General features: G+C 72.0%; 22 protein-coding genes. 9 read left to right on the plus strand and 13 right to left on the minus strand.

What is annotated here, in order from left to right; all coding sequences use genetic code 11:
• Positions 1-89 precede the first annotated feature (89 nt).
• From OG599_RS05985 to OG599_RS05995, 3 genes are all read right to left on the minus strand, one after another.
• Positions 90-572: a DUF3291 domain-containing protein gene (locus OG599_RS05985; protein WP_327174896.1), complete on the minus strand. Its 483-nt coding sequence runs from the start codon at positions 570-572 to the stop codon at positions 90-92.
• Positions 573-604: 32 nt separating this feature from the next.
• On the minus strand, positions 605-1,279 hold the full coding sequence (locus OG599_RS05990; protein ID WP_327174897.1) for a helix-turn-helix transcriptional regulator: 675 nt from the start codon (positions 1,277-1,279) through the stop codon (positions 605-607).
• A gap of 115 nt (positions 1,280-1,394) precedes the next feature.
• On the minus strand, positions 1,395-1,706 hold the full coding sequence (locus tag OG599_RS05995; protein WP_327174898.1) for an ArsR/SmtB family transcription factor: 312 nt from the start codon (positions 1,704-1,706) through the stop codon (positions 1,395-1,397).
• Between the two features lie 109 nt (positions 1,707-1,815).
• Here OG599_RS05995 and OG599_RS06000 point away from each other — a divergent pair, with 109 nt between their 5' ends.
• Positions 1,816-3,144 carry an MFS transporter gene (locus OG599_RS06000; protein ID WP_327174899.1) on the plus strand — a complete coding sequence of 443 codons (1,329 nt, stop codon included), beginning with the start codon at positions 1,816-1,818 and terminating at the stop codon, positions 3,142-3,144.
• Between the two features lie 120 nt (positions 3,145-3,264).
• Here OG599_RS06000 and OG599_RS06005 read toward each other — a convergent pair whose 3' ends face one another.
• On the minus strand, positions 3,265-4,563 hold the full coding sequence (locus OG599_RS06005; RefSeq protein ID WP_327174900.1) for a glucarate dehydratase family protein: 1,299 nt from the start codon (positions 4,561-4,563) through the stop codon (positions 3,265-3,267).
• 259 nt (positions 4,564-4,822) lie between these two features.
• On the opposite strand from OG599_RS06005, the gene OG599_RS06010 reads away from it, so the two are divergent.
• Positions 4,823-5,845, plus strand: a complete 1,023-nt coding sequence (locus OG599_RS06010) for a phosphotransferase family protein (protein WP_327174901.1) — start codon at positions 4,823-4,825, stop codon at positions 5,843-5,845.
• A gap of 8 nt (positions 5,846-5,853) precedes the next feature.
• Entirely contained in the window at positions 5,854-7,068 is a 1,215-nt protein-coding gene (locus tag OG599_RS06015; RefSeq protein ID WP_327174902.1) for an acyl-CoA dehydrogenase family protein, read from the plus strand.
• An 81-nt stretch (positions 7,069-7,149) separates the two neighbouring features.
• On the opposite strand, the gene OG599_RS06020 is transcribed toward OG599_RS06015, so the two are convergent.
• The gene (locus OG599_RS06020) at positions 7,150-8,484 is read right to left on the minus strand and encodes a M28 family metallopeptidase (protein WP_327174903.1); all 1,335 of its coding nucleotides are present in this window, start codon (positions 8,482-8,484) and stop codon (positions 7,150-7,152) included.
• Between the two features lie 588 nt (positions 8,485-9,072).
• Between OG599_RS06020 and OG599_RS06025 the strand changes: the two genes are divergently transcribed.
• The 3 genes from OG599_RS06025 to OG599_RS06035 are packed head-to-tail and all read left to right on the plus strand — an operon-like array spanning position 9,073 to position 12,331.
• The gene (locus OG599_RS06025) at positions 9,073-10,410 is read left to right on the plus strand and encodes an ABC transporter substrate-binding protein (protein ID WP_327174904.1); all 1,338 of its coding nucleotides are present in this window, start codon (positions 9,073-9,075) and stop codon (positions 10,408-10,410) included.
• Positions 10,407-11,435 carry a carbohydrate ABC transporter permease gene (locus OG599_RS06030; RefSeq protein ID WP_327174905.1) on the plus strand — a complete coding sequence of 343 codons (1,029 nt, stop codon included), beginning with the start codon at positions 10,407-10,409 and terminating at the stop codon, positions 11,433-11,435. Before OG599_RS06025 ends, OG599_RS06030 begins: the two co-directional genes overlap by 4 nt.
• Positions 11,432-12,331 carry a carbohydrate ABC transporter permease gene (locus tag OG599_RS06035; protein WP_327174906.1) on the plus strand — a complete coding sequence of 300 codons (900 nt, stop codon included), beginning with the start codon at positions 11,432-11,434 and terminating at the stop codon, positions 12,329-12,331. The genes OG599_RS06030 and OG599_RS06035 overlap by 4 nt, the downstream gene beginning before the upstream one ends.
• A gap of 19 nt (positions 12,332-12,350) precedes the next feature.
• On the opposite strand, the gene OG599_RS06040 is transcribed toward OG599_RS06035, so the two are convergent.
• From OG599_RS06040 to OG599_RS06050, 3 genes are read right to left on the minus strand one after another with little or no spacing between them, the layout of a single operon-like run.
• Positions 12,351-12,944, minus strand: a complete 594-nt coding sequence (locus OG599_RS06040; protein WP_327174907.1) for a TetR/AcrR family transcriptional regulator — start codon at positions 12,942-12,944, stop codon at positions 12,351-12,353.
• Positions 12,945-12,981: 37 nt separating this feature from the next.
• Positions 12,982-14,673, minus strand: coding sequence for an AMP-binding protein (locus tag OG599_RS06045; RefSeq protein WP_327174908.1), 1,692 nt, complete (start codon positions 14,671-14,673; stop codon positions 12,982-12,984).
• On the minus strand, positions 14,670-15,437 hold the full coding sequence (locus OG599_RS06050) for an SDR family oxidoreductase (protein WP_327174909.1): 768 nt from the start codon (positions 15,435-15,437) through the stop codon (positions 14,670-14,672). The genes OG599_RS06045 and OG599_RS06050 overlap by 4 nt, the downstream gene beginning before the upstream one ends.
• Positions 15,438-15,641: 204 nt before the next feature.
• On the opposite strand from OG599_RS06050, the gene OG599_RS06055 reads away from it, so the two are divergent.
• Entirely contained in the window at positions 15,642-16,925 is a 1,284-nt protein-coding gene (locus OG599_RS06055) for an exo-beta-N-acetylmuramidase NamZ family protein (protein ID WP_327174910.1), read from the plus strand.
• Between the two features lie 49 nt (positions 16,926-16,974).
• Here OG599_RS06055 and OG599_RS06060 read toward each other — a convergent pair whose 3' ends face one another.
• Positions 16,975-19,806 (minus strand): penicillin acylase family protein, encoded by a 2,832-nt coding sequence (locus OG599_RS06060; RefSeq protein WP_327174911.1) that lies wholly within the window; start codon positions 19,804-19,806, stop codon positions 16,975-16,977.
• Between the two features lie 338 nt (positions 19,807-20,144).
• Between OG599_RS06060 and OG599_RS06065 the strand changes: the two genes are divergently transcribed.
• Complete coding sequence (locus OG599_RS06065; protein WP_327174912.1) at positions 20,145-20,756, plus strand: hypothetical protein; 612 nt, start codon at positions 20,145-20,147, stop codon at positions 20,754-20,756.
• Between the two features lie 54 nt (positions 20,757-20,810).
• Here OG599_RS06065 and soxR read toward each other — a convergent pair whose 3' ends face one another.
• Positions 20,811-21,290 (minus strand): redox-sensitive transcriptional activator SoxR, encoded by a 480-nt coding sequence (soxR, locus tag OG599_RS06070; protein ID WP_327174913.1) that lies wholly within the window; start codon positions 21,288-21,290, stop codon positions 20,811-20,813.
• 118 nt (positions 21,291-21,408) lie between these two features.
• Here soxR and OG599_RS06075 point away from each other — a divergent pair, with 118 nt between their 5' ends.
• On the plus strand, positions 21,409-21,870 hold the full coding sequence (locus OG599_RS06075) for a MaoC family dehydratase (protein ID WP_327174914.1): 462 nt from the start codon (positions 21,409-21,411) through the stop codon (positions 21,868-21,870).
• A 259-nt stretch (positions 21,871-22,129) separates the two neighbouring features.
• Here the strand turns inward: OG599_RS06075 and OG599_RS06080 are convergent, their stop codons facing one another.
• From OG599_RS06080 to OG599_RS06090, 3 genes are all read right to left on the minus strand, one after another.
• A complete protein-coding gene (locus OG599_RS06080; RefSeq protein WP_327179933.1) occupies positions 22,130-22,753 on the minus strand; it encodes a TetR/AcrR family transcriptional regulator in 624 nt (207 codons plus the stop codon).
• Between the two features lie 205 nt (positions 22,754-22,958).
• A complete protein-coding gene (locus tag OG599_RS06085; RefSeq protein WP_327174915.1) occupies positions 22,959-23,249 on the minus strand; it encodes a YiaA/YiaB family inner membrane protein in 291 nt (96 codons plus the stop codon).
• Between the two features lie 169 nt (positions 23,250-23,418).
• Positions 23,419-24,570 carry an acyl-CoA dehydrogenase family protein gene (locus OG599_RS06090; RefSeq protein WP_327174916.1) on the minus strand — a complete coding sequence of 384 codons (1,152 nt, stop codon included), beginning with the start codon at positions 24,568-24,570 and terminating at the stop codon, positions 23,419-23,421.
• Between the last annotated feature and the right edge of the window lie 58 nt (positions 24,571-24,628).

Below are 24,628 nucleotides of genomic sequence, written 5' to 3' on the forward strand. Positions count from 1 at the left end.
CCCCACTCCGCCCCACTCCGCCCCGCCCCGGCGACGCGACGCGACGCGGGAAACGGCACGACACCCCCGACCCGCGCGGGGGGCCGGTCTCATCCCGTGTGCGCCTCGGCGGCCTCCGCCGCGGAGTACGAGGAGGTGAAGGTGAACGCGCGGGGAGAGGGGCCGACGGCCCGCAGTTCAGCCAGCCTCGCCAGGGCCTCCTCGACGGTCGGAACGTGCCCGGCGGGGATCCACCAGAGCACCAGGTGCGCTTCGACGTGCCGGTGGAACCAGTCGCGGCGCTGCCGCACCACTTCCAGGTGGCCACTGCGGTAGGTGAAGTCCCAGAGGGCTTCCTGGGACTCCCACACCGACATGTTGACGATGACGTTCTCACCGGCCGGGCGCAGGGCCGTGGCATCGGCCCCGCCGTCCTCCACGAGCCGCCACACGAAGCCGGGCGCGCCGTCGGCGGTGGCGTTGACCGGATCGAGCACTTCGACGAACGGTGCGATGCGCGGGTCGTCGAGGGGGTGGAGGAGCGTGGCGACGTTGAGCTGGGCCAGGTGGACGGCGCGCTGGGATGCGGTCATGGCCTCATCCCAGCACGGCCCACTTTTCTATGTCAATCAGCATCGGTTTTAGAGTTTTCGACGACCACGCAGCACTCACCCGGCCTGGGGTCCACGCGGGCGCGGACGGGACCGTCCGCACCGAGCAGCCCTTCGAGCAGTGCGAGATTCATGCCGCAGACGAGGGGCGGGAAGCGTTCGGCGACCGCGTGGAAGGGGCAGTTGCGCATGCGGACCACGGGGGCCGCCACTTCCGCACCCTCACCCTCCAGATGAGGTTCGTAGCCGCGCGCGGCCAGCAGCCGCGCGGCCTCTTCGAGGTCGCCGCAGGGTGCCGCCGTACCGCGCAGCGCCTCGCCCCGGCGGCGCGCGGCCGCTCCGAGTGCGGCGTCGAGCCCTGCCTCCTCGGCGGCCTCGGCGAGGAGTTCGGCGGCGGTGCGATAGTCGCGGGCGGGGAGCGAGACCGCGAACTCGGCGCGTACCCGCTGGTACACCTTGGCCGGCCGGCCGGCTCCCGGACCGGAGCGGCCGGACAGCCGGCGACTGCCGCTCTCCAGCAGTCCGGCCTCGGTCAGCTTGTCCAGGTGGTGCGCGGCCAGCGTGCGCGCCACCCCGGCCGCCTCGGCGGCCTCGTTGCGGCCGACCTCGCGGCCCTGGGCCACCACGTACTCGTACAGGCGGCGGCGTACCGGGTCCTGCAGCATGGCGATCGTGTCGATGTCCTCCACCCGGCCATTCTAGGAACAACACAGGTTGGAGATAGAAGAGGCGGGGGCGCCTCCGCCCACGGAAGGCACCCACACGTACGGCCGCCCCCCATGCGGAACACCGCGCATCCCCGCCCTACAGGACGGCGGCCAGCAGTCCCGGGAAGCGGGCGTCCAGGTCGTCGCGGCGCAGAGTGAGCGAGCGCTGACGCCCCCGGGGGACGTTACGGACGAGGCCCGCCTCACGCAGGGTCTTCAGATGGTGGGAGAGCGTCGACTTCGGAATGGGACCCGAGTCCGGCTGGCACTCCGCGACCTCCAGCGAACCGGCGACGGCGAGGCGTCGCACGATCTCCAGCCGCGCCGGGTCGCTCAGGGCGAAGAGCACGCCGGTCAGCTCCAGCGCCGCGGCATCCGGATGCGCGAGGTCCCGGGTCGATCCACTCATGGTTCGACCCTACGGGAACCACCTCGGTTCGAGAAAATTGGAACCGTAGGGTCCGGTGGGCTACGCTCCGACTGTTCGAGAATATTGGAACCACCCTCCTGGAGCCCTGATGCCTCCCGCTCCTCCCCCCGCACCCCACCCCACTCCGATACCGGCCGGCCGGGGCCCCCGCCTCTCCCGGACGGCGGGTTTCTGGCTGCTGGCCACGACCCAGTTCACGCTGATGGCGGCCAGCAGCGCGCCCTCCCCGCTGTACTCCGAGTACGCCCGCGACTGGGGCCTGTCGGCCACCGCGGTGACCGTCGTCTTCGCCGTCTACGCCCTGGCCGTCCTGGCGGCCCTGCTGGTGGCCGGCGCCCTCTCGGACCATCTGGGCCGCCGTCCGGTGCTGATCGCCGCGCTCGTCGGCGAAGCGGCGGCGATGGTGGTGATGCTGACCGCCGACGGGGTGGGCCAGCTGATCGTCGGCCGGGCGCTCCAGGGGCTGGCCACCGGCGCCGCCGCCGGTGCCATCAGCGCCGGGCTGATCGACCTGCAGCACCCGGGCTCCCGGCTCGGCGCGCTGCTGAACGGCGTCGGCACCACGGGCGGCATGGCGGTGGGCGCGCTGGCCGGTGGCGCACTCACCCAGTACGCGCCCTCCCCGCACGTGGTCGTCTTCGCCCTGCCGGCGGCCGCCTCCCTGGCGCTGGCGGTCTCCGTACCGCTGGTACCCGAGACCTCTCCGCTGCGCCCCGGCACGCTCGCCTCGCTCCGGCCGCGGGCGTCCGTACCGCACGCGGACCGCAAGGCGTTCCTGATCGTCGCGCCCCCGTTCATCGCCAGTTGGGCGATCGGCGGCCTGTACCTCTCGCTTGGCTCGTCGCTGACGGCGGACATCCTGCACACCGGCAACCACGTCGTCGCCGGGCTCGTGGTGGCTCTCCTGCCCGGCACCGCCGCGATCGCCTGCCTCGTGCTCCGGAACACGGCCCCGCTGCCGATGATGCTCTCCGGCTCCGTGGCTCTGGCCGCCGGAACCCTGCTGACCCTGCCGGCCCTCCTCCTGCCGTCGATGCCGCTGCTACTGGCCGCCACCGTGGTCGCCGGATACGGCTTCGGCACCGCCTTCCTCGGCGGCTTCCGGATGCTGGCGCTGACGGCCGCCCCCCAGCAGCGGGCCCAACTGTTCGCCGCGGTCTACGTCATGTGCTACCTGGCCAACAGCGTCCCGGCCATCGCCGCCGGCCTCGCGATCCCCTCGCTGGGACTGCGCGAGACCGCGACCGGATACGTCGGCGCGGTCGGCGTACTGGCCCTGCTGTCGATTCCGTTCGGCGTCGGCGCCCTGCGGCGCACGAGGCAGGTCCCGGCCGTCCCCGCGGTGGTGGCACCGGTCACGACGGCCGCACCTGCCGCGGCTCCGGGCACCCCCCTCGACCGGACCCCGGCCGCCTGAACCACGGCCCTGAACCACGGCGCTGAGCCGCAGCCCGAACCGCCGGCCCCGAGCCACCGGCCCGGACCCGCATGCCCGAACCGCCCCGGGCGCCCCGTCCGGGTGCCCGGGCGGGCGGGGTCACCAGCGCGGGATCGCCGGGGTCACCCACGCGGGGTCGGCCTTGCGCATCGCCGCCGCGTCGTCGCGGTCGCGCATGGTGCCGTCGTCGTCCAGCCAGCGCCGGTGGAGGGCCGCCAGCCGGTCCCGGTCGAGTTCGACGCCGAGGCCGGGCGCGTCGGAGACGGTCAGCCGCCCGTCCTTGAACACGTGGCGGGTGGTGATCACGTCCTCGGTCTGCCAGGGGTAGTGGCTGTCGCAGGCGTAGTCGAGATTGGGCACCGTGGCGGCGACATGGGTCATCGCGGCGAGGCTGATGCCGAGGTGGGTGTTGGAGTGCATGGAGAGGCCCACCCCGAACGTACGGCAGATGCCGGCCAGTTCACGGGTGCGGTGCAGCCCGCCCCAGTAGTGGTGGTCGGAGAGGACGACCTGCACGGCCTCCTTCGCGAAGGCCTCGGGCAGTTCGGCGAGCGTGGTGACGCACATGTTGGTGGCGAGCGGGACGTCCGTGCCCGCCGACACCTCCGCCATCGCGGGCGTTCCGCTCGCCGGGTCCTCCAAGTACTCCAGTACACCGCCCAGTTCACCGGCGACGCGGAGCGAGGTCTCCACCGACCAGGCGCCGTTGGGGTCGAGCCGCAGCGGACGGCCGGGGAACGCCTCGGCGAGCGCGCGGACCGCGGCGATCTCCTCCTCGGGCGGGAAGACGCCGCCCTTGAGCTTGAACGAGCCGAACCCGTACTCACGGGCGAAGCGTTCGGCCTGGGCGACGACCCCGGCCGGGTCCACGGCGGCACCCCAGTCGTCCGCCTCACCGCCGTCGGGGTGGGCCGCCCAGCGGTAGAAGAGGTACGCGCTGTAGTCGACGGCGTCGCGGACCTTGCCGCCGAGCAGGGCGTGCACGGGCAGGCCGAGCGCCTTGCCGAGCGCGTCCAGGCAGGCGACCTCGAAGCCGGAGACGACGGAGAGCCGGAGCTTGTCGGCCGTACGGACACCCCGCAGGCCACCCGCGTCGACGCCCTCCTCCTCGCCCCCGTCCGCGCGGGAGTCGCCGCACACCTCCTCCGCGAGGGCGAAGAGGCCGTTCAGATCGCTGACCGACCGGCCCGGCAGAGCCTGGGCGAGCGGGCGGGCGAGATCCAGGTAGACGGAGTCGCCGTAGGTCTCCCCGATCCCGGTCACGCCACCTCGTGTGACCACTTCCACGATGAGCCGCGGAGTGTAGGGCTGGTGCACACCCTGAGTGTTGAGCAGCGGCGGGTCGGCTATGAGAATCGGGGTGAGCCGGACGTCCTCGATCAACAACGCTGTATCCATACGTGAACTCTATTCAGGGATGCGTTCGGACGCCAGGGTGGGCGCGGGGGCGGACGCCAGGGTGGTCGCCCGGGGCGGGGTCAGGTTGGGCGCCGGGTCGGACGCCGGACGGAACGACAGGGCGCTCCGGGCCGGGCGCCGGGTCCCCGCCGGGCCCGGCCGCACTTCGCGCCTGCGGATTCGGGCCACTCACTGGACGACATACCGACTGGTCGGCATCATGGGCACGTTCGGTCCACCACCCCCGGAGGTGCGCGTCATGAGCTCAGTCCCCCCGCCAGGACTCGACCCCGCCCTGCTGCGCGGCCATCTCGACCGCGAGCGGCCGGGGCTGGTGAGCGGACCGCTCGAAGCCCGGCTCATCGAGGGCGGCCGGTCGAACCTGACGTACACCGTCACCGACTCCGTCCGCACCTGGGTGGTCCGCAGACCCCCGCTGGGCCATGTCCTCGCCACCGCGCACGACATGAAGCGCGAGCACCGGGTGATCGACGCCCTGCACCCGACCGCGGTGCCGGTACCCGAGGCGGTGCTGCTCTGCGAGGACGACTCCGTCATCGGGGCGCCGTTCTACGTCATGGAGTACGTGGAGGGCACCCCCTTCCGCACCGCCGAGCAGCTCGCCCCGCTCGGCCCCGAGCGGACCCGGCAGGTGGTGCTGGGACTGGTGGACACCCTGGTGGACCTGCACGCCGTGGACCCGGCGGCGGTCGGGCTCGGCGACTTCGGACACCCCGAGGGCTTCCTCGACCGGCAGCTGCGGCGCTGGGGAAAGCAGCTGGACGCCTCGCGCAACCGCGAGCTGCCCGGCATCGACGAACTGCACGCCGGCCTCGGCCGCGCGCTGCCCGACTCGCCCGCCCCGACCGTGGTGCACGGCGACTACCGCCTGGACAACGTGCTGATCGGCGCCGACGACTCCGTCAAGGCCGTGCTCGACTGGGAGATGTCCACCCTCGGCGACCCGCTCACCGACCTCGGGCTGCTGGTGATGTACAGCTCCGACCTGGGGCTTCCCCGGTCGCCCGTCTCCACGACGAGCGGCGCCCCGGGCCACCCCTCCCCCGCCGAGCTGATCGAGCGCTACGCCGCCGGCTCCGGCCGCGACACCTCCGCCCTCTCCTGGTACACCGCGTTCGCGTGGTTCAAGCTCGCCGTGATCCTGGAGGGCATCCACTACCGCTACACCCTGGGCCAGACGGTCGGCGCGGGCTTCGACCGCATCGGCGAACTCGTCCCCCTCTTCATCGAGCACGGCCTCACCACCTTCCAGGAAGGCTGATCACCCGCATGGACTTCGCATTCGACGCCCGTACCGAGGAGCTGCGCGCCAGGCTGCTCACCTTCATGGACGAGCACGTCCACCCGGCGGAGAAGACCGCCGAGGAGCAGCGGGCGGGGCTCGCCTCGCCCTGGGAGACCCCGCCGGTGGTGGCGGAGCTCAAGGCCGAGGCGCGTCGCCAGGGTCTGTGGAACCTCTTTCTCCCGGACGCCGAGCACGGTGCGGGACTGACCAACCTCCAGTACGCGCCTCTCGCCGAAATCAGCGGCCGTTCGCCGCAGTTGGCGCCGACCGCGCTGAACTGCGCGGCACCGGACACCGGGAACATGGAGGTGCTCCACCAGTTCGGCACGGATGCCCAGAAGAAGCAGTGGCTGGAGCCGCTGCTGGCGGGCGAGATCCGTTCGGGGTTCGCCATGACGGAGCCCGAGGTGGCCTCGTCCGACGCGACCAACATCGAGACCCGGATCACGCGCGACGGCGACGACTACGTCATCAACGGCCGCAAGTGGTACATCTCCGGGGCGATGAACCCGGACTGCGCGATCTTCATCGTGATGGGCAAGACCGACCCGGACGGCGAGGACATCCGCCGCCAGCAGTCGATGATCCTGGTCCCGCGCGACACCCCCGGCCTCGAAGTGCGCCGCGCCATGCGGGTGTACGGGTACGAGGACCACTGGCACGGCGGGCACGCCGAGCTCGTCTTCACCGACGTCCGGGTGCCGGTGGCCAACCTGATCGGCGAGGAGGGCGGCGGTTTCGGGATCGCCCAGGCGCGGCTGGGCCCGGGGCGCATCCACCACTGCATGCGGCTGATCGGCATGGCGGAGCGCGCGATCGAGCTGATGTGCCGCCGCGCGGTCTCCCGTACGGCCTTCGGCAAGCCGCTCGCCCAGCAGGGCGTGGTGCAGAACTGGATCGCGGACGCCCGGGTGACCGTCGAGCAACTGCGGCTGCTGGTACTGAAGACGGCCTGGCTGATGGACACCGTGGGCAACCGGGGAGCGCACACCGAGATCCAGTCCATCAAGATCGCCACGCCCCGCGCGGTGCTCGGCATCCTGGACGACGCGGTGCAGCTGCACGGCGCCGGGGGCGTGAGCCAGGACTTCCCGCTCGCCGAACTCTGGGCGTCGGCAAGGACGTTGCGCCTGGCGGACGGACCGGACGAGGTGCACCAGCGTTCGCTGGCGCGGCGGGAGATCAAGAAGTACCTCTGACGGATGACACCGCGAAGAGCCGGAAGGCCGGTGCGCGGGGCGCGCGTGCCCCGCGCACCGGCCGTCCGGGCGCGGCGTGCGTCAGAAGGTCAGTGACCAGCTGTTGATGTACCCGGTGTCGGAGGACGCCGTGTCCTGAACCTTCAACTTCCAGACGCCGTTGGCCACTTCGGAGGAGGCGTCGACGGTGTAGGTGGCGATGACGTTGTCCGCCGAGTCGCTGCTGCTCGCGCTCTTCAGCCGGTAGGCGGTGCCGTCCGGTGCGACCAGGTCGACCACGAGGTCACCGCGCCAGGTGTGCCGGATGTCCACGTCCACCTTGAGGCCGGTGGGCGCGTTGCCGGTGCGCCCGGAGACGGTGAGGGCCGAGGTGACGGCGGCGCCGTTGTCCGGCACGGTCACGTCGGTGGCGTTGGTGAACACCGTTCCGGCCGGCGGGGTGGCCGTGGCGGCCGAGAGGTTCCAGACCGCGTAGGCGACGGCGTCGCTGTTGCGGTCGAGCGCGGTGTCGTCGATGTTGGCGGAGCTGTCGCAGGAGGCGTGGTAGCAGCGGTCGAAGGCCAGCCCCGAGGTGCCGCCCCACTTCTGCGCCTGCGCGGCGGTCTTGATGTAGTCGGCGCCGGAGAAGAGCCCGCCGACCGGGACGCCCGCCGTCTTGAAGGGCGCGTGGTCGGAGCGGCCGTCGCCTTCGGTCTCGATCTCGGTCGCTATGGAGATGCCCGCGTAGTAGTTCTTGAAGGTCTGCTCGATCGTCGGGTCGTCGTCGTAGACGAAGTACCCGGGGTTGGGCGAGCCGATCATGTCGAAGTTGAGGTAGCCGGTGAGCTTGGCCCGCTCGGTGGCCGCCAGGTTGTTGACGTAGTACTTCGACCCGACCATGCCCAGCTCCTCCGCGCCCCACCAGGCGAAGCGGAGGTGCTTGTCCGGCTGGTAGCCGGCCCGGGAGACGGCGAGGGCGGTCTCCAGTACGGCGGCCGAGCCGGAGCCGTTGTCGTTGATCCCGGCGCCGGCGGTCACCGAGTCCAGGTGGGCCCCCGCCATCAGCACCTTCGAGGTGTCGCCGCCCGGCCAGTCCGCGACGAGGTTGTAGCCGGTGGCGCCGCTGGACGTGAACTGCTGGAGGGTGGTGGTGTACCCGGCGGCGTCGAGCTTCGCCTTCACGTAGTCGACGGAAGCCTTGTAGCCGGTGCGGCCGTGGGCGCGGTTGCCGCCGTTGGCGGTGGCGATCGACTGGAGCTGGGTCAGGTGGGCCTTGACGTTGGCGAGCGGGATGTCGGGGGCGGTGACCGCCGCCACCGCCGTGCGTGCGGGTACGGGAACGGGGGCCGCGGAGTGCGCGGCCCCCGTCGTCACGAGCAGGGAGGCCACCGCGAGGGCGGCGGCGGAGGGCAGGGTTCTGCGCAGGACCGGTCTCATCACATGCTCCGATTTCCGTGAAGGGTGACGGAAGGCGCGGGGGGTGCCCGGCCGGGGCAGTCCCCGGCCGGACCTGGAGCTGGTGGTGCGCGGTGCGATGCGGCGTGCGGGCGCGCGTGCGGTGTGCGGGTGCGGTGTGCGGGTGCGGTGCGGCGCGCGGAGTTCGGGGCGCGCCGGTGCGTGACCGATATTCAGCCGGTTAGCCGTACACGGTCAAGAGCAGGAACCGGACACGACTGTTCGGTCAACGGACACCGCAGGCCAGGGCGTTACGTGGTCCGTCCACCGGTCGCGGCGGACGGTCCCCGCGCTCCCGGCCACCCTCGCCGGCTCACCCGTGCGGAAGCCCGCTCCGTGTCGCTGCCCGGCGCGCGAGCGGTCGGCTGCGAAGGTACGGCGAGAGTTTTCGGCCGGATGCCCCGGAGGCGCGGGGCGCCATGCCGTCGTGTCCGTGCACGGCGTCGGACGCCATGCCGTCGTGTCCGTGCACGCACGCGATCCGGGGCCCGGGTCCGGCCCGCGCGGCGGAGGAGGGCCCGGAGGGCGGGCCGGCCGTCCGGCTCGTACCGCCTCGGCAGAAGGGCACGCATGACCACGGGTCAGGGCCAGGAACGCAGCGCGGGTCGCACCGGCGGCGCCGACCTCAGGAGCGGCACCACCGCGCGCAGTCGCCGGGGGTTCCTGCGGGCGGGTGGCGGGATCGTGGCGGCCGGCGCGCTGCCGCCGGTGCTCTCCGGGTGCTCGGGCGGCTCCGGCGACGGGCTGCGGATCGTGGGGGTCACCGACCAGCAGCAGCCGGTGGAGGAGCTGCTGAAGCTCTACCGCAGGAGCCGGCCCGGGGAGGCTTTCACCACCTCGTTCGCGCCGACCGAGCAGATGCAGACCGTGGTCCGCACGCAGCTCGCCGGGGGCAACGCCCCGGACGTGCACGCGGTGTACCCGGGCAGCGGCAGCGCGATGTCCATGGTCGAGCTGGCCAGGGCCGGGCTGCTCACCGATCTCAGCACGCAGCCGTGGGCGGCGAACATCCCGTCGGCCTTCGGTACGGCCTACCGGTACGAGGGGCACACGTACCTCTACTCGGCGGGCAGCTGCCTGATCGGCGCGATCTACAACAAGAGGGTGTTCTCCCGGGCCGGTGTGGAGCCGCCGTCGACCTGGCAGGAGCTGCTGGCGGTCTGTACGAGGCTCAGGGCGCGGGGCGTCGTGCCGATCGCGCTCGGCGCGCAGACGCCGTGGGTGACGCAGCTGATCAGTTACGCGCTGGTGCCCAACGCCGTCTACGCGCACAACGCCCGGTTCGACGACGACATGGCCGCCGGCCGGACGTCCTTCCGCGACTCGGGCTGGGCCGATGCCCTGGGCCGGTACCAGGAGCTCCAGCGCAAAGGTTTCTTCAACGACAACCCCAACGGCACCACGTTCGAGCAGCAGACCGCGATGGTCGCCACCGGGAAGGCCGCGATGGCCGTCCAGGTCTCCGCGGTGCTCGGGGTGTTCCGGGAGGCCACCGAGAGCCCGGAGGACCTGGCGATGTTCCCCTTCCCGGGCGGCGACGATCCGGCGCGGCTGTGGATCCCGGCCGGGATCGTGGTCGGCCTCGGCGTCTCCGTACGGGCGAGGCGGGACCCCAGGGCCGCGGACTTCATCGCGTTCCTCGGGAAGCAGGAGAACATCGACCGCTGGGCGTCCGCCGTCTTCGCGATCCCGTTCCGGCGGGACGCGTCCACCACCGTCGACCCGGTCCTGGAGCCCTTCCTCCCGATCGTGGACGACGGGCGCGCCGTGCCGTTCATGGACCAGCGGTGGCCCAACGCCGAGGTGCAGCCCGCGCACTTCGCGGCCGTACAGGATCTGCTGTCCGGCGAGACGGACGTCCGGGGCGCACTCGGTCAGATGGACGACGCCTACCGGAGGGCCTCATGAGCCGCTCGCTCCCCCAGCCCGAAGAGATCCAGCCCGAGGAGCCCCGAGCGGGGAAGACCGGCCCCGGGAGGACCGGCCCCACGGCTCGGCCGAGGAAGACCCCGCCCACGGTCCGGATCCAGCCACCGCAGACCCCGCGCACGCGCCCCGGCCGTGATCTCACCGTCCCGCCCTGGGGGTTCGTGGTCCCCGCGCTGGTGGTGTACGCGCTCGTGGTGCTCTACCCGAGCATCGCGGGCGTGGCGTACGCGTTCACCGACTGGTCCGGCATCGGCGACGCCTCGTTCGTCGGGCTGGCGAACTTCCGGGCGCTCCTGGACGACCAGCGGACCCTGGACTCCGTGGTCAACACGCTGCTGCTGACCATCGCCGTGGTCGTCGTGCAGAACGTCGTGGGTCTGCTGCTCGCGCTGGGGGTCGACACCGGCATCCGGAGCAAGTCGCTGCTGCGGGTGGTGTTCTTCGCCCCGGCGGTCGTGAGCCCGGTGATGGTCGCGTTCCTCTGGAAGTACGTATACAACCCCGAGCCCACCGCCGGGCTCAACGGCCTGCTGGGGGCCGTCGGTCTCGGCGCCCTGCGGCAGGACTGGCTGGGCGATCCGTCGCTGGCGCTCTGGTCGGTGGCCGCGATGGTCGTCTGGCAGTACGCCGGGTACTCGATGGTCATCTTCCTCGCCGGGCTCCAGGGGGTGCCGCCCGAACTCCACGAGGCGGCCAAGATCGACGGCGCCGGGACCTGGCAGCGGTTCCGCTACGTCACCTGGCCGATGCTCGCCCCGGCGCTGACCGTCAACCTCATGCTGTCGACCATCGGCGGCCTGAAGCTCTTCGACCAGGTGTACGCGGCCACCAACGGCGGCCCCGGTACCGCCAGCGAGACCCTGTCGACGGCCCTCTTCAAGGAGGCGTTCGTGTACGGCAAGTTCGGCTACAGCACCGCGGTGGCCCTGGTCCTCGCGCTCTTCGTCGCGGTGGTCTCCCTGGTCCAGCTCCGCTTCCTGCGCGCCCGGGAGGTGACCGCGTGACCCCCACGAAGCCGGCGAACCCCGCCGACCCCGCGAAGCCGGCGAAACCCGCGAGGTCCGGGCAGTCCGTCCGCCGCCGCGCCCGCTGGGGGAGTTACGCCCTGGAGCTGGTCATGATCGCCGTCGCGGTCCTCTTCCTCTTCCCGGTGTACGCCCTGATCACGCTGGCGCTCAAGGAGCCCCGGCAGATCGCCGACTCCCCGCTGGGCCTGCCCGCCCCGCCGACCGCGCACAACTTCACCCACGCCTGGTCGTCCGCCTCGCTGGGGCCGGCGCTCGTCAACAGCGCGGTGATCACCACCCTCAGCCTGCTGCTGCTGGTGGTGCTCGGCTCGACGGGCGCGTACTTCCTGGCCCGCCGGGCCCAGGGGCTCGGGTACGGGCTGTACATCCTCTTCCTGCTGGGCATCGTGCTGCCGTTCCAGCTGGGGATGATCCCGCTGTACAAGCTGGTCGACGGTCTCGGCTGGCTCGGTACGTACCAGGGGATGGTGCTCTTCTACACCGGCATCCAGCTGCCGTTCACCGTCTTCCTGTACACCGGCTTCATCCGGACCCTGCCCGCCGACTACGCGCAGGCCGCGCTGATCGACGGGTGCGACCACCGGCAGGCGTTCACCCGGATCGTGTTCCCGCTGCTGCGGCCGATCACCGGCACGGTGATCATCCTGAACGCCGTCTTCGTCTGGAACGACTTCTTCACCCCGCTGCTCTACCTGGGCGGGTCGGCCAAGGAGACCGTGCCGGTGGGGGTGTTCTCCTTCGTCGGCCAGTACGTGTCCGACTACGGGCTCGTCTTCGCCGGACTGGTGCTGGCCGCGCTGCCGGTCCTCGTGGTGTTCCTGCTGCTCCAGCGGTACGTCATCAAGGGGTTCGCCGGGGGGCTCAAGGGCTGAGCCTCCCGGTCGCGGGGGCTCACGGGCGGAGCGCCCTCAGCAGCAGGTCCGCGAGGTGGTCGGCGACCTCCTGCTTGGTGAGCGGCCCGTCGGGGCGGTACCAGGTCGAGAGGTGGTGGATCGAGCCGAAGTGGTAGTCGACCACCAGGTCGGCGGGGCTGGCGAGGGAGAAGACGCCCGCCCGCTGCCCTTCCTCGATCAGGGCGCGGAAGCGCTCGTGGTAGCGGCGGCGTTCGACGCGTACCTGCTTGTTCTTCTCCGGGCTCAGGTGGTGCATGGAGCGGAAGAAGATCGAGGCGTCGTCGAGGTTCTCGATGGTCGTCACGACCACGTCGGCGGCGGCGTCGCGCAGCCGCTTCTGCACCGGTGCGTCGGCGTTGGCGAAGGCGTCGAGGCGCTCCTGCTGCAGGCGGAGCACCCGGGCGTAGACCTCGTGGAGGAGGTCCTCCTTGGAGCCGAAGTAGTGGTAAAGGGCGCCCTTGGTGACCCCGGCGGCCTCGACGATCTCCTGGACGGAGGTGCGGTCGTACCCCTGCTCCGCGAAGAGGCGGGTGGCGGCGGCCAGCAGCCGTTGGGGAACGGGGACCCCATTCCCTTCCGTCGCCTTGGCCATCGCCGCCACCTGCCCTTCGTCTCACCGTGAACCTGTTCTAGTGCGAGGAACGCAGTTCCCGTCTGAGGATCTTCCCACTCGCCGTCTTCGGCAGCTCGGCCAGGATCTCGACCTGGCGCGGGTACTTGTACGCGGCGAGGCGTTCCTTGCAGTACGCGCCCAGCTCGTCGGGGGCCACCTCGGCGCCGGGCCGGAGGCTGACGTAGGCGCGGACCGTCTCGCCGCGGTAGGTGTCGGGGACGCCGACGACGGCGGCCTCGCGTACCGCGGGGTGGGTGTAGAGGACGTCCTCCACCTCGCGGGGCCAGACCTTGAACCCGGAGGCGTTGATCATGTCCTTCTTGCGGTCCACGACGTAGAGCCAGCCCTGGCGGTCCATGAAGCCGATGTCGCCGGTGCGCAGTTCGCCGTCGGGGAAGGCGGCCGCGGTGGCCTCGGGGAGGTTCCAGTACCCCGACACGACCTGGGGGCCGCGTACCGCGATCTCGCCCTGCTCGCCGAGCGGCACCTCCGCGCCGGTCTCGTCGAGGATGCGGACGAGGGTGTCCGGGCCGGGCACGCCCACCGACAGGGTGCCGGAGACGGGGTCGACGGGGGCTTCCCGGTGCGGGGGTACGGCGGCGCAGGGGGCGGTGCACTCGGTGAGGCCGTAGCCGTTGCGGATGTACGGGCCGAAGCCCGCCCGGAACTTCTCCACCAGTGCGGGCGGCAGCGGTGCGCCGCCGGAGGAGATCACCGCGAAGGATGCGAAGTGGGCGGGGGTGGCGTCGGGGTGGGCGGCGAGCGCCATGAAGGCGGTGGAGGGGCCGACGGTGTAGGCGGGGCGGTGGGTGGCGAAGGCTTCGAGGACCACGCTCGCCTCGAACCGGTAGGCGAGCACGAGGGTGCCGGCGTTGGCGAGGCAGGCGGCGAGCTGGCAGACCATGCCGGTGATGTGGAAGAGCGGGGCGAGGGCGAAGTAGGAGGCGCCCTCGGGGATCGGGTGGTCCTTGCGCTGGCGTTCGGCGTTGACCATGACGTTGCCGTGGGAGTTCATCGCCCCCTTGGGCTTCCCGCTGGTGCCCGAGGTGTAGCTGATCAGCGCGGTGTCGGCGGCGGTGGGCTCACGGCCGGCGGGGGCGGCGAGTCCCTTGCGGGCGACGGTCACCAGGTCGTCGGTGCCGTCGGGGACCGGCAGCCGCTCGAAGCCGAGGACGCGCGGGTCGTTCTCGGTCTGGAGGTCGAGTTCGCAGGCGGTGACGGCGATCGTGACGCCGGGCGCGGCGGCCGCGGTGTCGCGCAGGTACGACTCCCAGGCCCGGTCCGAGCAGAAGAGCGCGCTCACTCCGGCGTCCGCCAGGACGTGCGCGACCTCGCCCGCCTTGTACATGGGGTTGAGCGGTACGACGGTGGCGCCCGCCTTCCACGCGCCGAGCAGGGCGAGGACGAAGTGCGGGGTGTTCTGGAGCATGATCGCGACGCGGTCGCCGCGCCGCAGGCCCCGGGCGGCGAGGTGCCCGGCGACGGAGTCGCTGAGCGCGTCGGTCTCGCGGTAGTCGAGCCGTCCGTCGAAGTAGGCGAGGGCGGTGTGTTGGGGGGCGCGGGCGACGGCGTCCCGGAAGGCGTGCACCAGCGTCTCGGCGGGCTCGACGGGGGTGAGCTGCGTCGCGGAGAGCAGCCCGGTCCAGGGCTTCGCGGTGTACGGGGACGGGGCCGTGTCCGGGGTGGTCGTGTCCGGGGTGGTGGTCATGCGCGGGTCCCCTTCTCCCAGGTGCGCTGGAGTTTGTTCATGCCGCCGATCCAGTGGTCCGGATCCTCGGCCCTGGCCCGGTAGTAGCCGGCCACTTCGGGGTGGGGCAGGACGAGGAAGCGGTCCTTCGCGATCGCGTCGAAGAGCGCGTCGGCGACGGCGTCCGGCTCGATGGCGGTGGGGGCGAGGACGAGTTCGCCGGCCGATCCGGCGGCGGTGAGCATGTCGGTCCGTACGCCCTGCGGGCAGATCGCGTGGACCTTGATCCCCCGGTGGCGGTAGGTGAGTGCGAGCCATTCGGCGAAGGCGACGGCCCCGTGCTTGCTGACGCTGTAGGGCGCGGCGCCGATCATCGTCAGCAGGCCCGCGGCGGAGGCGGTGGTGACGAACCGGCCGCTGCCGCGCTCCAGCCACTCGGGCAGCAGGGCGCGGGCCGCGCGGACGTGGGCCATCACGTTGACGTCCCAGGCGGCGGCCCACACCTCCTCGTCGGCGAAGACGTCACCGGGCGAGGCGAGTCCGGCATTGGCGCAGAACACGTCGACGGTGCCGTCGAGGGCGTCCTTGGCGGCGTCCACGATCCCGGAGGCGTCCCCGGCGATCGCCGTGCCGCCGATCTCCTGGGCGAGCGGCTCGATCCGTGCGGCGCCGAGGTCGTTGACGACCACCCGCGCACCCTCGGCGGCGAATCTCCGGGCCAGGGCGGCGCCGATGCCGCCTCCGGCTCCCGTGACCACTACGCCGGCGCCTTGCACCGTACTCATCGGGTCCTGCCTCTCTGCACGACTTCCCCAGCAGACTAACCAGTCGGTATGTGATCGGGGAAGGGGTCGGGGGAAGGTCTGGTGTTCTGCCCAGCCGATGGGGGCCGGGCTTGTGAATCCGCCCGCCCGAGATCGTTCCGTACGGGCCCCCCGCGCGCTAGCGTGCATGCCCATGACAGTCCGCGCGATCATGGAGGTGGCTGGATGAGCCTGACCAGACGGGGTGTACTGGCAGCGGGCGGTGGGCTGGGAGCCCTGGCGGTGACCGCCGCGGGCGGGGGTACGGCGGCTGCCGCGGGCGGCCACGGGGCCGGTTCCGGGCGCGGCGGGCGCGGGCCGGTCCGTACCGGCTTCGACCGGCTGGCCGCCGACGGCTACCGGCTGCTGGCAGGCGAACGCGTGGGCATCGTCACCAACCCCACCGGCGTCACCTCCGACGTCCGCCACATCGTGGACGTCATGCACGCCGACGACCGGGTGAACCTCACCGCCGTCTTCGGCCCCGAGCACGGCTTCCGGGGCACCGCCCAGGCGGGCGGCTCCGAGGGGCGGTACGACGACCCGGCGACCGGACTGCCGGTCTACGACACGTACCTGAAGAACGGCGCTCCGCTCGCCGACGTGTTCACGGCCTCCGGCGTCGACACGGTCGTCTTCGACATCCAGGACGCGGGCGCCCGCTTCTACACGTACATCTGGACGCTCTACGACTGCATGGAGGCGGCGGCGCTCGCGGGCAAGCGGTTCGTCGTACTGGACCGGCCGAACCCGGTCACCGGGCGGGCCGCGCTCGGTCCCGTGCTGGACCCGGCGTTCGGGACCTTCGTCGGGCGGCGGGAGATCGCCCAGGCGCACGGGATGACCGTCGCGGAGCTGGCGCTCTTCTTCAACACCGAGTTCTTCGCCGCGCGTCCGGCGGATCTGGACACGGTGACGATGTCGGGGTGGCGGCGCTCCGACTTCTTCGACGCGACGGGCCTACCGTGGGTGCCGCCGAGCCCCAACATGCCGACGGCGGACACCGCGCTCGTCTACTCCGGCACCTGTCTCTTCGAGGGGACGAACCTCTCCGAGGGACGCGGCACCACCCGCCCCTTCGAACTCCTCGGCGCCCAGGGGATCGACCACCGCTGGGCCGACGCCGCCAACGCGCTGGAGCTGCCCGGGGTCCGCTTCCGCGAGGCGTACTTCGCGCCGACCTTCTCCAAGTTCTCCGGCGTCACGGTCGGCGGGGTGCAGCTCCACGTGGACGACCGGGAGGTCTTCGACCCGGTGCGCACCGGCATCGCGCTGCTGGTGACCGCCAAGGCGACCTGGAGCGGCTTCGCCTGGCGGTCCGACAACTGGATCGACAAGCTGACCGGCAACACCCGGGTCCGCACCATGATCGACGCGGGCGCGGACACCGACGAGGTGGTGGCGGCCTGGCGGCCGGACCTCGCGGCTTTCAGGGCCAAGCGGAAGAAGTACCTGCTGTACGGGGGGTGAGCGGTCCCGGTGCGGGGGAAGGTTCGCACCCCCCGCACCGGAACAGCCTTCACCGGTGTGTGGGGAACTCCACGACCTGCTGGTAGGTCGGCCGGTTCTGCCACGGGATCGACTTCTGGGTGATCCCGCCGAGCGCGCGGTGGATGATCGCGTCGCTGCACCACTGGTTGCCCGCCGCGCAGTTGTCGTCGCCCGGGTAGACCGTGGTGGCGGGCTTGGCGGCGGCCTGCTTCAGGGTGCTGAGCAGGGCGTCGCGGCAGGTGGAGAGGACACCGTTGCCGCAGTAGGTGTGGGCCAGCGGCCCCTGGACGTTCTCGCCGAGGACCTGGCGCAGGTCCTTGTCGGCGAAGGCCCACCAGCCGTACTGGAAGGCGGAGCCGCTGTGCGCGCCGCTGGGTCCGTGACTGGCGGCGGGGGACTCGTCCACCGCCAGGTTCACGGCCAGGGCGTCGTAGAGCGCGTCGCCGAGGCCGGGCCGGAACTCCGCGTCCATCAGCGCGGGCCACCAGGCGTCCATGACGCGTACGGCGTCGGCGTTGGCGTACGTCCCCGAGCCCGCGGCCGTCTCCTTGCGCTGCGCGCCGGCCGCCTGCCAGGTCTCCAGTTGCCTGACGACCGCGTCGAGGGCGGTGTCGGTGACGGGCTGGGAGCGGATGATCTTCAGCAGTTCGGGCAGCAGCTGCTCGCCCCGCAGGTCGGTGACGGCTGCCTGCTCCATCGCCCTGGTGAGGGAGGCGCGGGTGACGCCGCCCTGCGCGACCAGCGCGGAGACCCGGTCGTCCAGCAGGTCGGCCCGGTGCACGGCGCCGAGCCCGAAGCCCGCGGAGGCGTACCCCTTGGCCTGCCGGTTGTTCCAGGAGATGTAGTAGTCCTGGCCGCTGGAGTGCGGGTGCGCGGCGAAGGACGTGTAGGTGGCGGTGTTCGCAGCCGGGTCGAAGCCCTGCCACTCGTACGCCCGGTCCGCCGCGATCGGCAGCGCCGGGTCCACGCCGGCGGCCCGCTCCGGGTTCATGCCACTGTTGTAGTACGCGGCGGTGCGGGAGTCCGCGTAGAACCAGTTGAAGGCGTAGTCGATGTTGCTCGCCGCCTGCTGGAAGGAGGCCGCGTCGGTCACGTACGCCGGGTCGTTGAGCATCTGGAAGCCGATGATGGAGTCGGCCTCGTGGCGGTAGGTGGTGCGCAGCGAGGTGTACGCGACGGGCTTGCCGCCCACCGTGGCGCGGTGGGTGACGATGCCGTAGTCGGTGCGCCAGACCTGCATCCGGTAGGAGCCGGCGGCGGTGGAGTCGGCGACGGTGGGCTTCCAGGAGTTGGTCCGCTCCATCTTCTCCATGGGCGTGCAGGTGCCCCGGTAGAGGTAGGAGGTGGAGTTCCTCGTCGGGGTGGCGCCGCTCGCCTCGCAGAGCGGGACGGCGTAGGTGTCGGTGATGTCCTGGGCGGCGGAGGTGGCGCTCCAGGCGTAGTCCTCGCCGCGTCCCATCTGGATGTACATGCCGACGCCCGCGAAGGAGACGCCCCGGGCGCTGATGCCGGGGCCCTGGATCTCCTGGAGCATCATCAGCTGCGGGGCGAAGTAGCCGGTCTGGGGTCCGAAGACGGCGACCGGGTTTCCGCTCGCGGTGCGCGAGCCGGAGACCACCAGGGCGTTGGACATGCCGCGCTTCTGGGCGTCGGTGCCGGAGCCGGGCAGGGTCCCCTCGGGGATGACGCCGTCGTCGAAGACGCCCTGGAGCGGCTTGAGCGCGGCGGGCGCGGCGACCGGGGCCTTGAGGTCGGTGCCCGCCGAGCCGGTGCGGTCGTAGATCAGGGGTTCGGCGGTGACCGAGCCCTTGTCGGGGAGGGCGGTGCCGCGCGCGGTGGCGGGCTTCTGGGCGTACGGGAAGGAGGTGCCGTCGTGCACGGTGAGGACGGCCTCCGGGTCCTCCCGCTGCCGGAACGACTCCCAGACCCGGGTGCCCTCGGCGACGCCGTACTTCTCCTGGGCGGCGAGCAGCGAGAGCGCGGCCTGCACCTCGCCGCCGCCTCCCCCGCCGAACTGGCCGCCGACGACGGTGGCGATGGCGATCAGGTCGGTGAGCTTGAAGGGCACGATCTCGCCGACGTTGGTGATCGAGTCGATCTTGCCGGTGAGGACGTACTCGCCGGGGAAGTTGCGGCTCGACTTCGCCTTGTCCTTGTAGGCGTTGATGCCGTCGATGTACGCCTGCGCGTCCGACATGGCCAGCTCGCCGCGGGTGCCCTCGGTGGTCCTGATCCGCTGGACCTGTGCTTCGAGGTCGGCCTCCGTGTACGGGGCCTGCGGCCAGAACTGCTGCTCCAGGCCCTGGTTGGCGAGGGCCCCGCCGGCGAAGGAGGTGAGTTCGCCGCGCCCGATGTGGCGGAAGAGGTCCATCAGCCAGAGCCGGTCCTGGCCCGCCGCGTACCCGGCGCCGAACTCGGTGCCGTAGCGGGTGGTGCCGACGATGTGCGGGACGCCGGTCTTCTTGTCCCGGGTGATGGTGACGTCGCCGCGGGGCGAGGTGACGGACTCGACCTGACCGGAGGGGACGCCGAAGGACGCGTCGTTGAAGAAGTCGGTCAGTTTGGCGTCGGTGAGGGTGCTCTGGCCGGAGATCAGCGAGGTGTAGCGGTCGAGCTGGTCGTCGCTGTGGGCGGGGTGGGTGCCGAAGAGCTTGTTGCCGAGGATGTCGGCGAGGGTGGCGTTGCCGTTCGCGCCGGGCGGCAGGATGTCCGCGCACTGCCCGGCGCAGTGGTCGGTGACCGCGGTGACCGCGGTCGGGGCGGCACCGGCCGGGAGTGATCCCGCCAGCAGGGAGGTTCCGAGTGCGAGGACGGCCGCGAAGGTCGCGGCGAGCTTGCCGGTACGTGTACGTGGGGGCATGCGTACTCCTCAGGGAGGCCGATGCGCCGGAGATTACCGACGGTAAGTCGGGTCCGTAAGGTGAGCATCAGTCACCTTTGCCGAATCGTCACACGCCCCGGCCGGAGCCCGGCCGACGGTCAGGTGCCCCCTGGACCACCGCCCTGCGCGCCCCGCCGCGTACCACCCCGCGCACCACCCCGCACGCCCCGTCCGATCCGTGTCTGCGCCCCCGGGCCGATCCGCGTCTGCCTGCCCCGTCCGATCCGTGGCTGGAAATCACCTTTCGGCGGCACCAGAACGGGCAGGCGTACGTCCACTCCACGACAGGAACACCGAACGACGGAGGTGGCGGTGGTATGGCCGGTTTCCGGAGCCTCGCGAGACAGGTCCGAGACCCCCGGGCCGATCTGGCCCTGCGGCGGTATTCGCTGCGCAAGTGCCTGGAGCGCTTCGCCCCCTACGGGCACCGCGCGACCTGGGACCATCTGTGCGCCCGGCACGGGTTCGCCCCGGAGGACCGGGCACCCGATCCGGCGCGGCTGACGGGTGCGCTGGCCGAGCTGGAGGCGGCCCGGGCCCTCTGGCTGGCGTACGAGTCGGGGTTCGCCGAGCGGCGGCGGCGCGAGAAGCGCGAGGGGCTGCGCAGGCCCGGCGGCTTCGACGCCTGGCACCGGCGGATCTGGGGCGGCAACGGCGTGGCCCGCTGCGCCGACCCCGGTACGCATCCGAACGCCCCGCTCCCCGAGGTGCTGCTCCGGCTGATCACGGCGCTCGGCGCGGAGCCCGGCACGGCCTGCCCGGTCTGCGCGGAGACCCGGATCGTCTGGCGCCAGGACCTGCGGCGCGAGCCCCGGTCCGGGCCGGTGTGCACGGGCTGCGGCATCCTCGTACCGCCGTCGGCGCTGACGCCGGGGACCCTGGCGCGGGCCCACCGGACAGGGCACCAGCAACTGACCTCGGCGGCCTGAGCGCAGGGGCGCGGACGAGCCGGGAACCGCCGGCCCGCCCCCGGCCCCGGGCTGTCAGTCGTGCGTCTCCGGCGTGGTCCGGCGCTCCGGCATCAGCCGGGAACCGGCCATTCGTTCGCCGGAGATGTCGTCCGGATTGGAGAGGACACAGTTCTCCAGCGAGAGACAGCCGCAGCCGATGCAGTCCGTCAGATGGTCGCGCAACCGGCTGAGCTGCTTGATGCGTTCGTCCAGTTCGGTGCGCCACGCTCCGGAGAGCCGGGCCCAGTCCTCCCGGGTGGGTGTGCGCTCCTCCGGCAGTTCGGCGAGCGCCTCACGGATGGTGGCCAGCGGGATGCCGACCCGCTGGGCCGCACGCACGAAGGCGACCCGCCGGAGTGCGTCCCTGCCGTAGCGGCGCTGGTTGCCGCTGGTGCGGCGGCTGGCGATCAGCCCCTTGGCCTCGTAGAAGTGCAGGGCGGAGACGGCCGCGCCGCTGCGCGCGGCGAGCTGGCCGACGGTGAGCTCGTGGAGCGACTGGGGAATCTGGGGCACGCCCCGAAATCTACGGGAGCAGGAACGCCGCCACCTCGTTGACAGGAGCCTGCGGCCACTCCATGCTGAGCAAGCGCTTAGACATCGAGGCAGTGAGCCGGAAGGCAGGACCAGGACCATGGCAGAGCCGAAGATCTTCACCTCCGCACAGGAGCTGCGCGACGGTGTGGGCGAGCAGCTGGGGCACAGCGACTGGCTGGAGATCGATCAGAAGCGGATCGACCAGTTCGCCGAGGCGACCGGCGACCACCAGTGGATCCACGTCGATCCGGAACGCGCCGCGGCCGGCCCGTTCGGCACGACGATCGCCCACGGGTATCTGACGCTCTCCCTGCTGCCGACGCTCGTGCCGCAGGTCATGGCGGTCGAGGGCGCGAAGATGGGCATCAACTACGGCACCAACAAGGTCCGTTTCCCCTCCACGGTCCCGGTCGGCTCGCGGCTGCGCGCCACGGCCGTACTGAAGAGCGTCGAGGAGGCGGGCGGCGGAGTACAGATCACCGCGGTCGTCACCGTGGAGCGCGAGGGCGGCGAGAAGCCCGCCTGCGTCGCGGAGTCGGTCTCGCGCTACTACTTCTGATACGGCCGACTTCCAGTACGGCCAGTACGGCCAGTACGGCCAGTACGGCCAGTACGGCCAGTACGGCCAGTACGGCCAGTACGGCCAGTACGGCCAGTACGGCCAGTACGGCCAGTACGGCCAGTACGGCCAGTACGGCCAGTACGGCCAGTACGGCAACGGGCCCGCCGCACCGCGAGGACGCGGGGTGCGGCGGGCCCGCCGCCGTGTCCGGCCCACGGCCCGCCGCCGTGTCCGGCCCACGGCCCGGCGCCGGGTTCTACTTCGGGGCGCCGACCATGCGCAGGACCAGGTCCGCGTAGAGCGCGCCGACCTCCTCGGGCGTACGGCTGCCCTGCGCGTTGAACCAGCGCGAGACGTCGATGCAGAGGGAGAGGACGGCGAGCGCGGTGCCGGGCACGTCGGGGACGTCGAACTCCCCGGTGTCCACACCGTCCTTGATGATCCGCCGCATCGCCGCGTCGGTGCGCCGCCGCAGTTCGATGATCTCGGCGCGGTGTTCGTCGCTCAGCGCGTCGAGTTCGTACTGCACCACCCGTGCCGTCGCGAAGCGCTCCGCGTGCCAGTGGACGAAGGCCCGTACGGCGACGGCGAGCCGGTCCGGGGCGGCGCCGTCACCGTCCGCCGCTGCCTCCAGCAGGGAGAGCGCACGGTCGTGGCCGATGCGGCTGATCCGGTGGAGCAGCTCTTCCTTCGTCTTGTAGTGGATGTAGAGAGCCGCCGGGCTCATGCCGGCCCGGCCGGCGATGTCACGGGTGGTCGTCGCGTGGTAGCCGCGCTCGGCGAAGGCCTCGACCGCCGCCACGAGGAGCCGCCGGGCGGCCTCGGGGGTCACTTCGCCCCACGGCGTCTCCTGGCCGTCGGTCTCCTCCGCCGTACCCATGGTCACGCGCCCCTCTCAGTCCACCGGACGAACACCATACCCCGACCCTGAGCAAGCGCTTAGGACCGTGCCCGCAGGATAGCGCCGCCCGCGCGAAAGGGGGAGGTGGGTCAAGATCCTCACCGAAAACCACTCCGCCCCGCACCGCGTGGTCACGGTACGGGGCGGAGGACCCGCGGGCTGTCCGCCCGCGCGCCCAGGAGCGTCAGAGCTTCTGGAAGGGGTCGTGCTCGGCGAGGATCTTCTCCAGCCGCGCCTGGTCGACGCGGCTGACGATCCGGCCCTCCTCCTGGCGGTCGCGGATGACCTTGGCGAGGGTGAAGCACGAGGTGACGAGGTAGAGGACGCCGATGGCGAGGAAGCCCCGCACCCACGCGTCCGCGTCGAGGAAGAAGATCCCGAGGGCCACCGCGCTCATCGCCACCCCGAAGGAGGCGACGGCCTGGCCGTAGAAGGCGGCGGTGCTCTGCTGCTTGACCGGTGTCGTGTCGCTCATGCCCCGAGCTTCCGCCGCCGGGCGGGACATGGCATCCGCGCCCGTACTCACGGCGGTACTCAGGCACGGTGCGGGCGACCCGAAGGCGGAGACCCGGTCAGGCGCGGACCCCGGTCAGAAGGTGGAGACCCGGTCAGGCGCGGACTCCGGTCAGAAGGTGGAGACCCGGTCAGAACGCCGAGACCCCCGTCAGCGCGCGGCCGATGATGAGCTTCTGGATCTGGCTGGTGCCCTCGTAGAGCGTCATCACGCGGGCGTCGCGGACCAGCTTGCCCACCGGGTACTCGTCGATGTAGCCGTAACCGCCGAACACCTGGAGGGCGTTGTTGGCGGAGCGGACCGCCGCTTCGGAGGCGAAGAGCTTGGCCTGGGAGGCCGCGGTGGCGAAGGGCTCGCCCCGGTCGATCAGGTCGGCGACCCGCCAGGTGAGGAGGCGGGCGGCGTCCACGTCCACGGCGATGTCGCTGAGGAGTTCCTGCACCAGCTGGTAGCCCGCGATGGGCTTGCCGAACTGCTGCCGCTCGCCCGCGTAGCCGACCGCCGCGTCCAGGGCCGCCTGGGCGATCCCCACGCAGCCGGCCGCCACCGACATGCGCCCCTTGGCCAGGGCGGACATCGCGATCGAGAACCCCTTGCCCTCCGGGCCCATCAGCGCGGACGCGGGGACCCGGACGCCCTCCAGGACCAGTTCGGCGGTGGCCTGGCCGCGCAGCCCGAGCTTCCCGTGGACGGTGTTGCGGGTGAGTCCCGGGGCGTCGGTGGGCACCAGGAAGGCGGAGACGCCCTTGTGGCCGGGGGTGTCGTTGGTGCGGGCGAAGAGCAGCACCACGTCGGCCCAGGTGCCGTTGGTGATGAACATCTTGGTGCCGTCGATGACGTAGTCGTCGCCGTCGCGTACGGCCCTCGTGGTGAGGTTTCCCGCGTCCGACCCGGTGCCGGGTTCGGTGAGGCCGAAGCAGCCGATCAGGTCCCCGGCGGTGAGCCCGGGGAGCCAGCGGCGCTTCTGCTCCTCGTCGCCCCAGGCGGCGACGGTCTTGGCGACCAGCCCGAGGGAGACCGAGACGATGCCGCGCACCGAGGAGTCGCCGCGCCCCAGCTCCTCGGTGACCAGGCAGTACGCGAGGTGGTCACCGCCCGAGCCGCCGTACTCCTCGGGCACGGTGAGACCGAGGAAACCCAGGGCACCCAGCTTCTTCACGATCGACTTGTCGACACTCTCGGCACGATCCCAGGCGGCGACGTGCGGGGTCACCTCCTTGGCCACGAAGTCCCTGGCCAGCCGGCGGACCGCTTCCTGCTCCTCGCTGAGCTCCAGGTTCATCGGACTCCACCCCTCCGCGTCGGGCACCGCACCCAGCGGGCCGCCGACCTCGCCGGCA

Source organism: Streptomyces sp. NBC_01335, from assembly GCF_035953295.1.
Lineage (GTDB): Bacteria > Actinomycetota > Actinomycetes > Streptomycetales > Streptomycetaceae > Streptomyces.

Coding starts and splice junctions, on each gene's coding strand:
- OG599_RS05985 (WP_327174896.1), bottom strand. CDS start 572: ATGACCGCATCCCAGCGCGCCGTCCACCTGGCCCAGCTCAACGTCGCC.
- OG599_RS05995 (WP_327174898.1), bottom strand. CDS start 1,706: ATGAGTGGATCGACCCGGGACCTCGCGCATCCGGATGCCGCGGCGCTG.
- OG599_RS06000 (WP_327174899.1), top strand. CDS start 1,816: ATGCCTCCCGCTCCTCCCCCCGCACCCCACCCCACTCCGATACCGGCC.
- OG599_RS06005 (WP_327174900.1), bottom strand. CDS start 4,563: ATGGATACAGCGTTGTTGATCGAGGACGTCCGGCTCACCCCGATTCTC.
- OG599_RS06010 (WP_327174901.1), top strand. CDS start 4,823: ATGAGCTCAGTCCCCCCGCCAGGACTCGACCCCGCCCTGCTGCGCGGC.
- OG599_RS06015 (WP_327174902.1), top strand. CDS start 5,854: ATGGACTTCGCATTCGACGCCCGTACCGAGGAGCTGCGCGCCAGGCTG.
- OG599_RS06020 (WP_327174903.1), bottom strand. CDS start 8,484: ATGAGACCGGTCCTGCGCAGAACCCTGCCCTCCGCCGCCGCCCTCGCG.
- OG599_RS06025 (WP_327174904.1), top strand. CDS start 9,073: ATGACCACGGGTCAGGGCCAGGAACGCAGCGCGGGTCGCACCGGCGGC.
- OG599_RS06030 (WP_327174905.1), top strand. CDS start 10,407: ATGAGCCGCTCGCTCCCCCAGCCCGAAGAGATCCAGCCCGAGGAGCCC.
- OG599_RS06040 (WP_327174907.1), bottom strand. CDS start 12,944: ATGGCCAAGGCGACGGAAGGGAATGGGGTCCCCGTTCCCCAACGGCTG.
- OG599_RS06045 (WP_327174908.1), bottom strand. CDS start 14,673: ATGACCACCACCCCGGACACGACCACCCCGGACACGGCCCCGTCCCCG.
- OG599_RS06050 (WP_327174909.1), bottom strand. CDS start 15,437: ATGAGTACGGTGCAAGGCGCCGGCGTAGTGGTCACGGGAGCCGGAGGC.
- OG599_RS06055 (WP_327174910.1), top strand. CDS start 15,642: ATGAGCCTGACCAGACGGGGTGTACTGGCAGCGGGCGGTGGGCTGGGA.
- OG599_RS06060 (WP_327174911.1), bottom strand. CDS start 19,806: ATGCCCCCACGTACACGTACCGGCAAGCTCGCCGCGACCTTCGCGGCC.
- OG599_RS06065 (WP_327174912.1), top strand. CDS start 20,145: ATGGCCGGTTTCCGGAGCCTCGCGAGACAGGTCCGAGACCCCCGGGCC.
- OG599_RS06075 (WP_327174914.1), top strand. CDS start 21,409: ATGGCAGAGCCGAAGATCTTCACCTCCGCACAGGAGCTGCGCGACGGT.
- OG599_RS06080 (WP_327179933.1), bottom strand. CDS start 22,753: ATGGGTACGGCGGAGGAGACCGACGGCCAGGAGACGCCGTGGGGCGAA.
- OG599_RS06085 (WP_327174915.1), bottom strand. CDS start 23,249: ATGAGCGACACGACACCGGTCAAGCAGCAGAGCACCGCCGCCTTCTAC.
- OG599_RS06090 (WP_327174916.1), bottom strand. CDS start 24,570: ATGAACCTGGAGCTCAGCGAGGAGCAGGAAGCGGTCCGCCGGCTGGCC.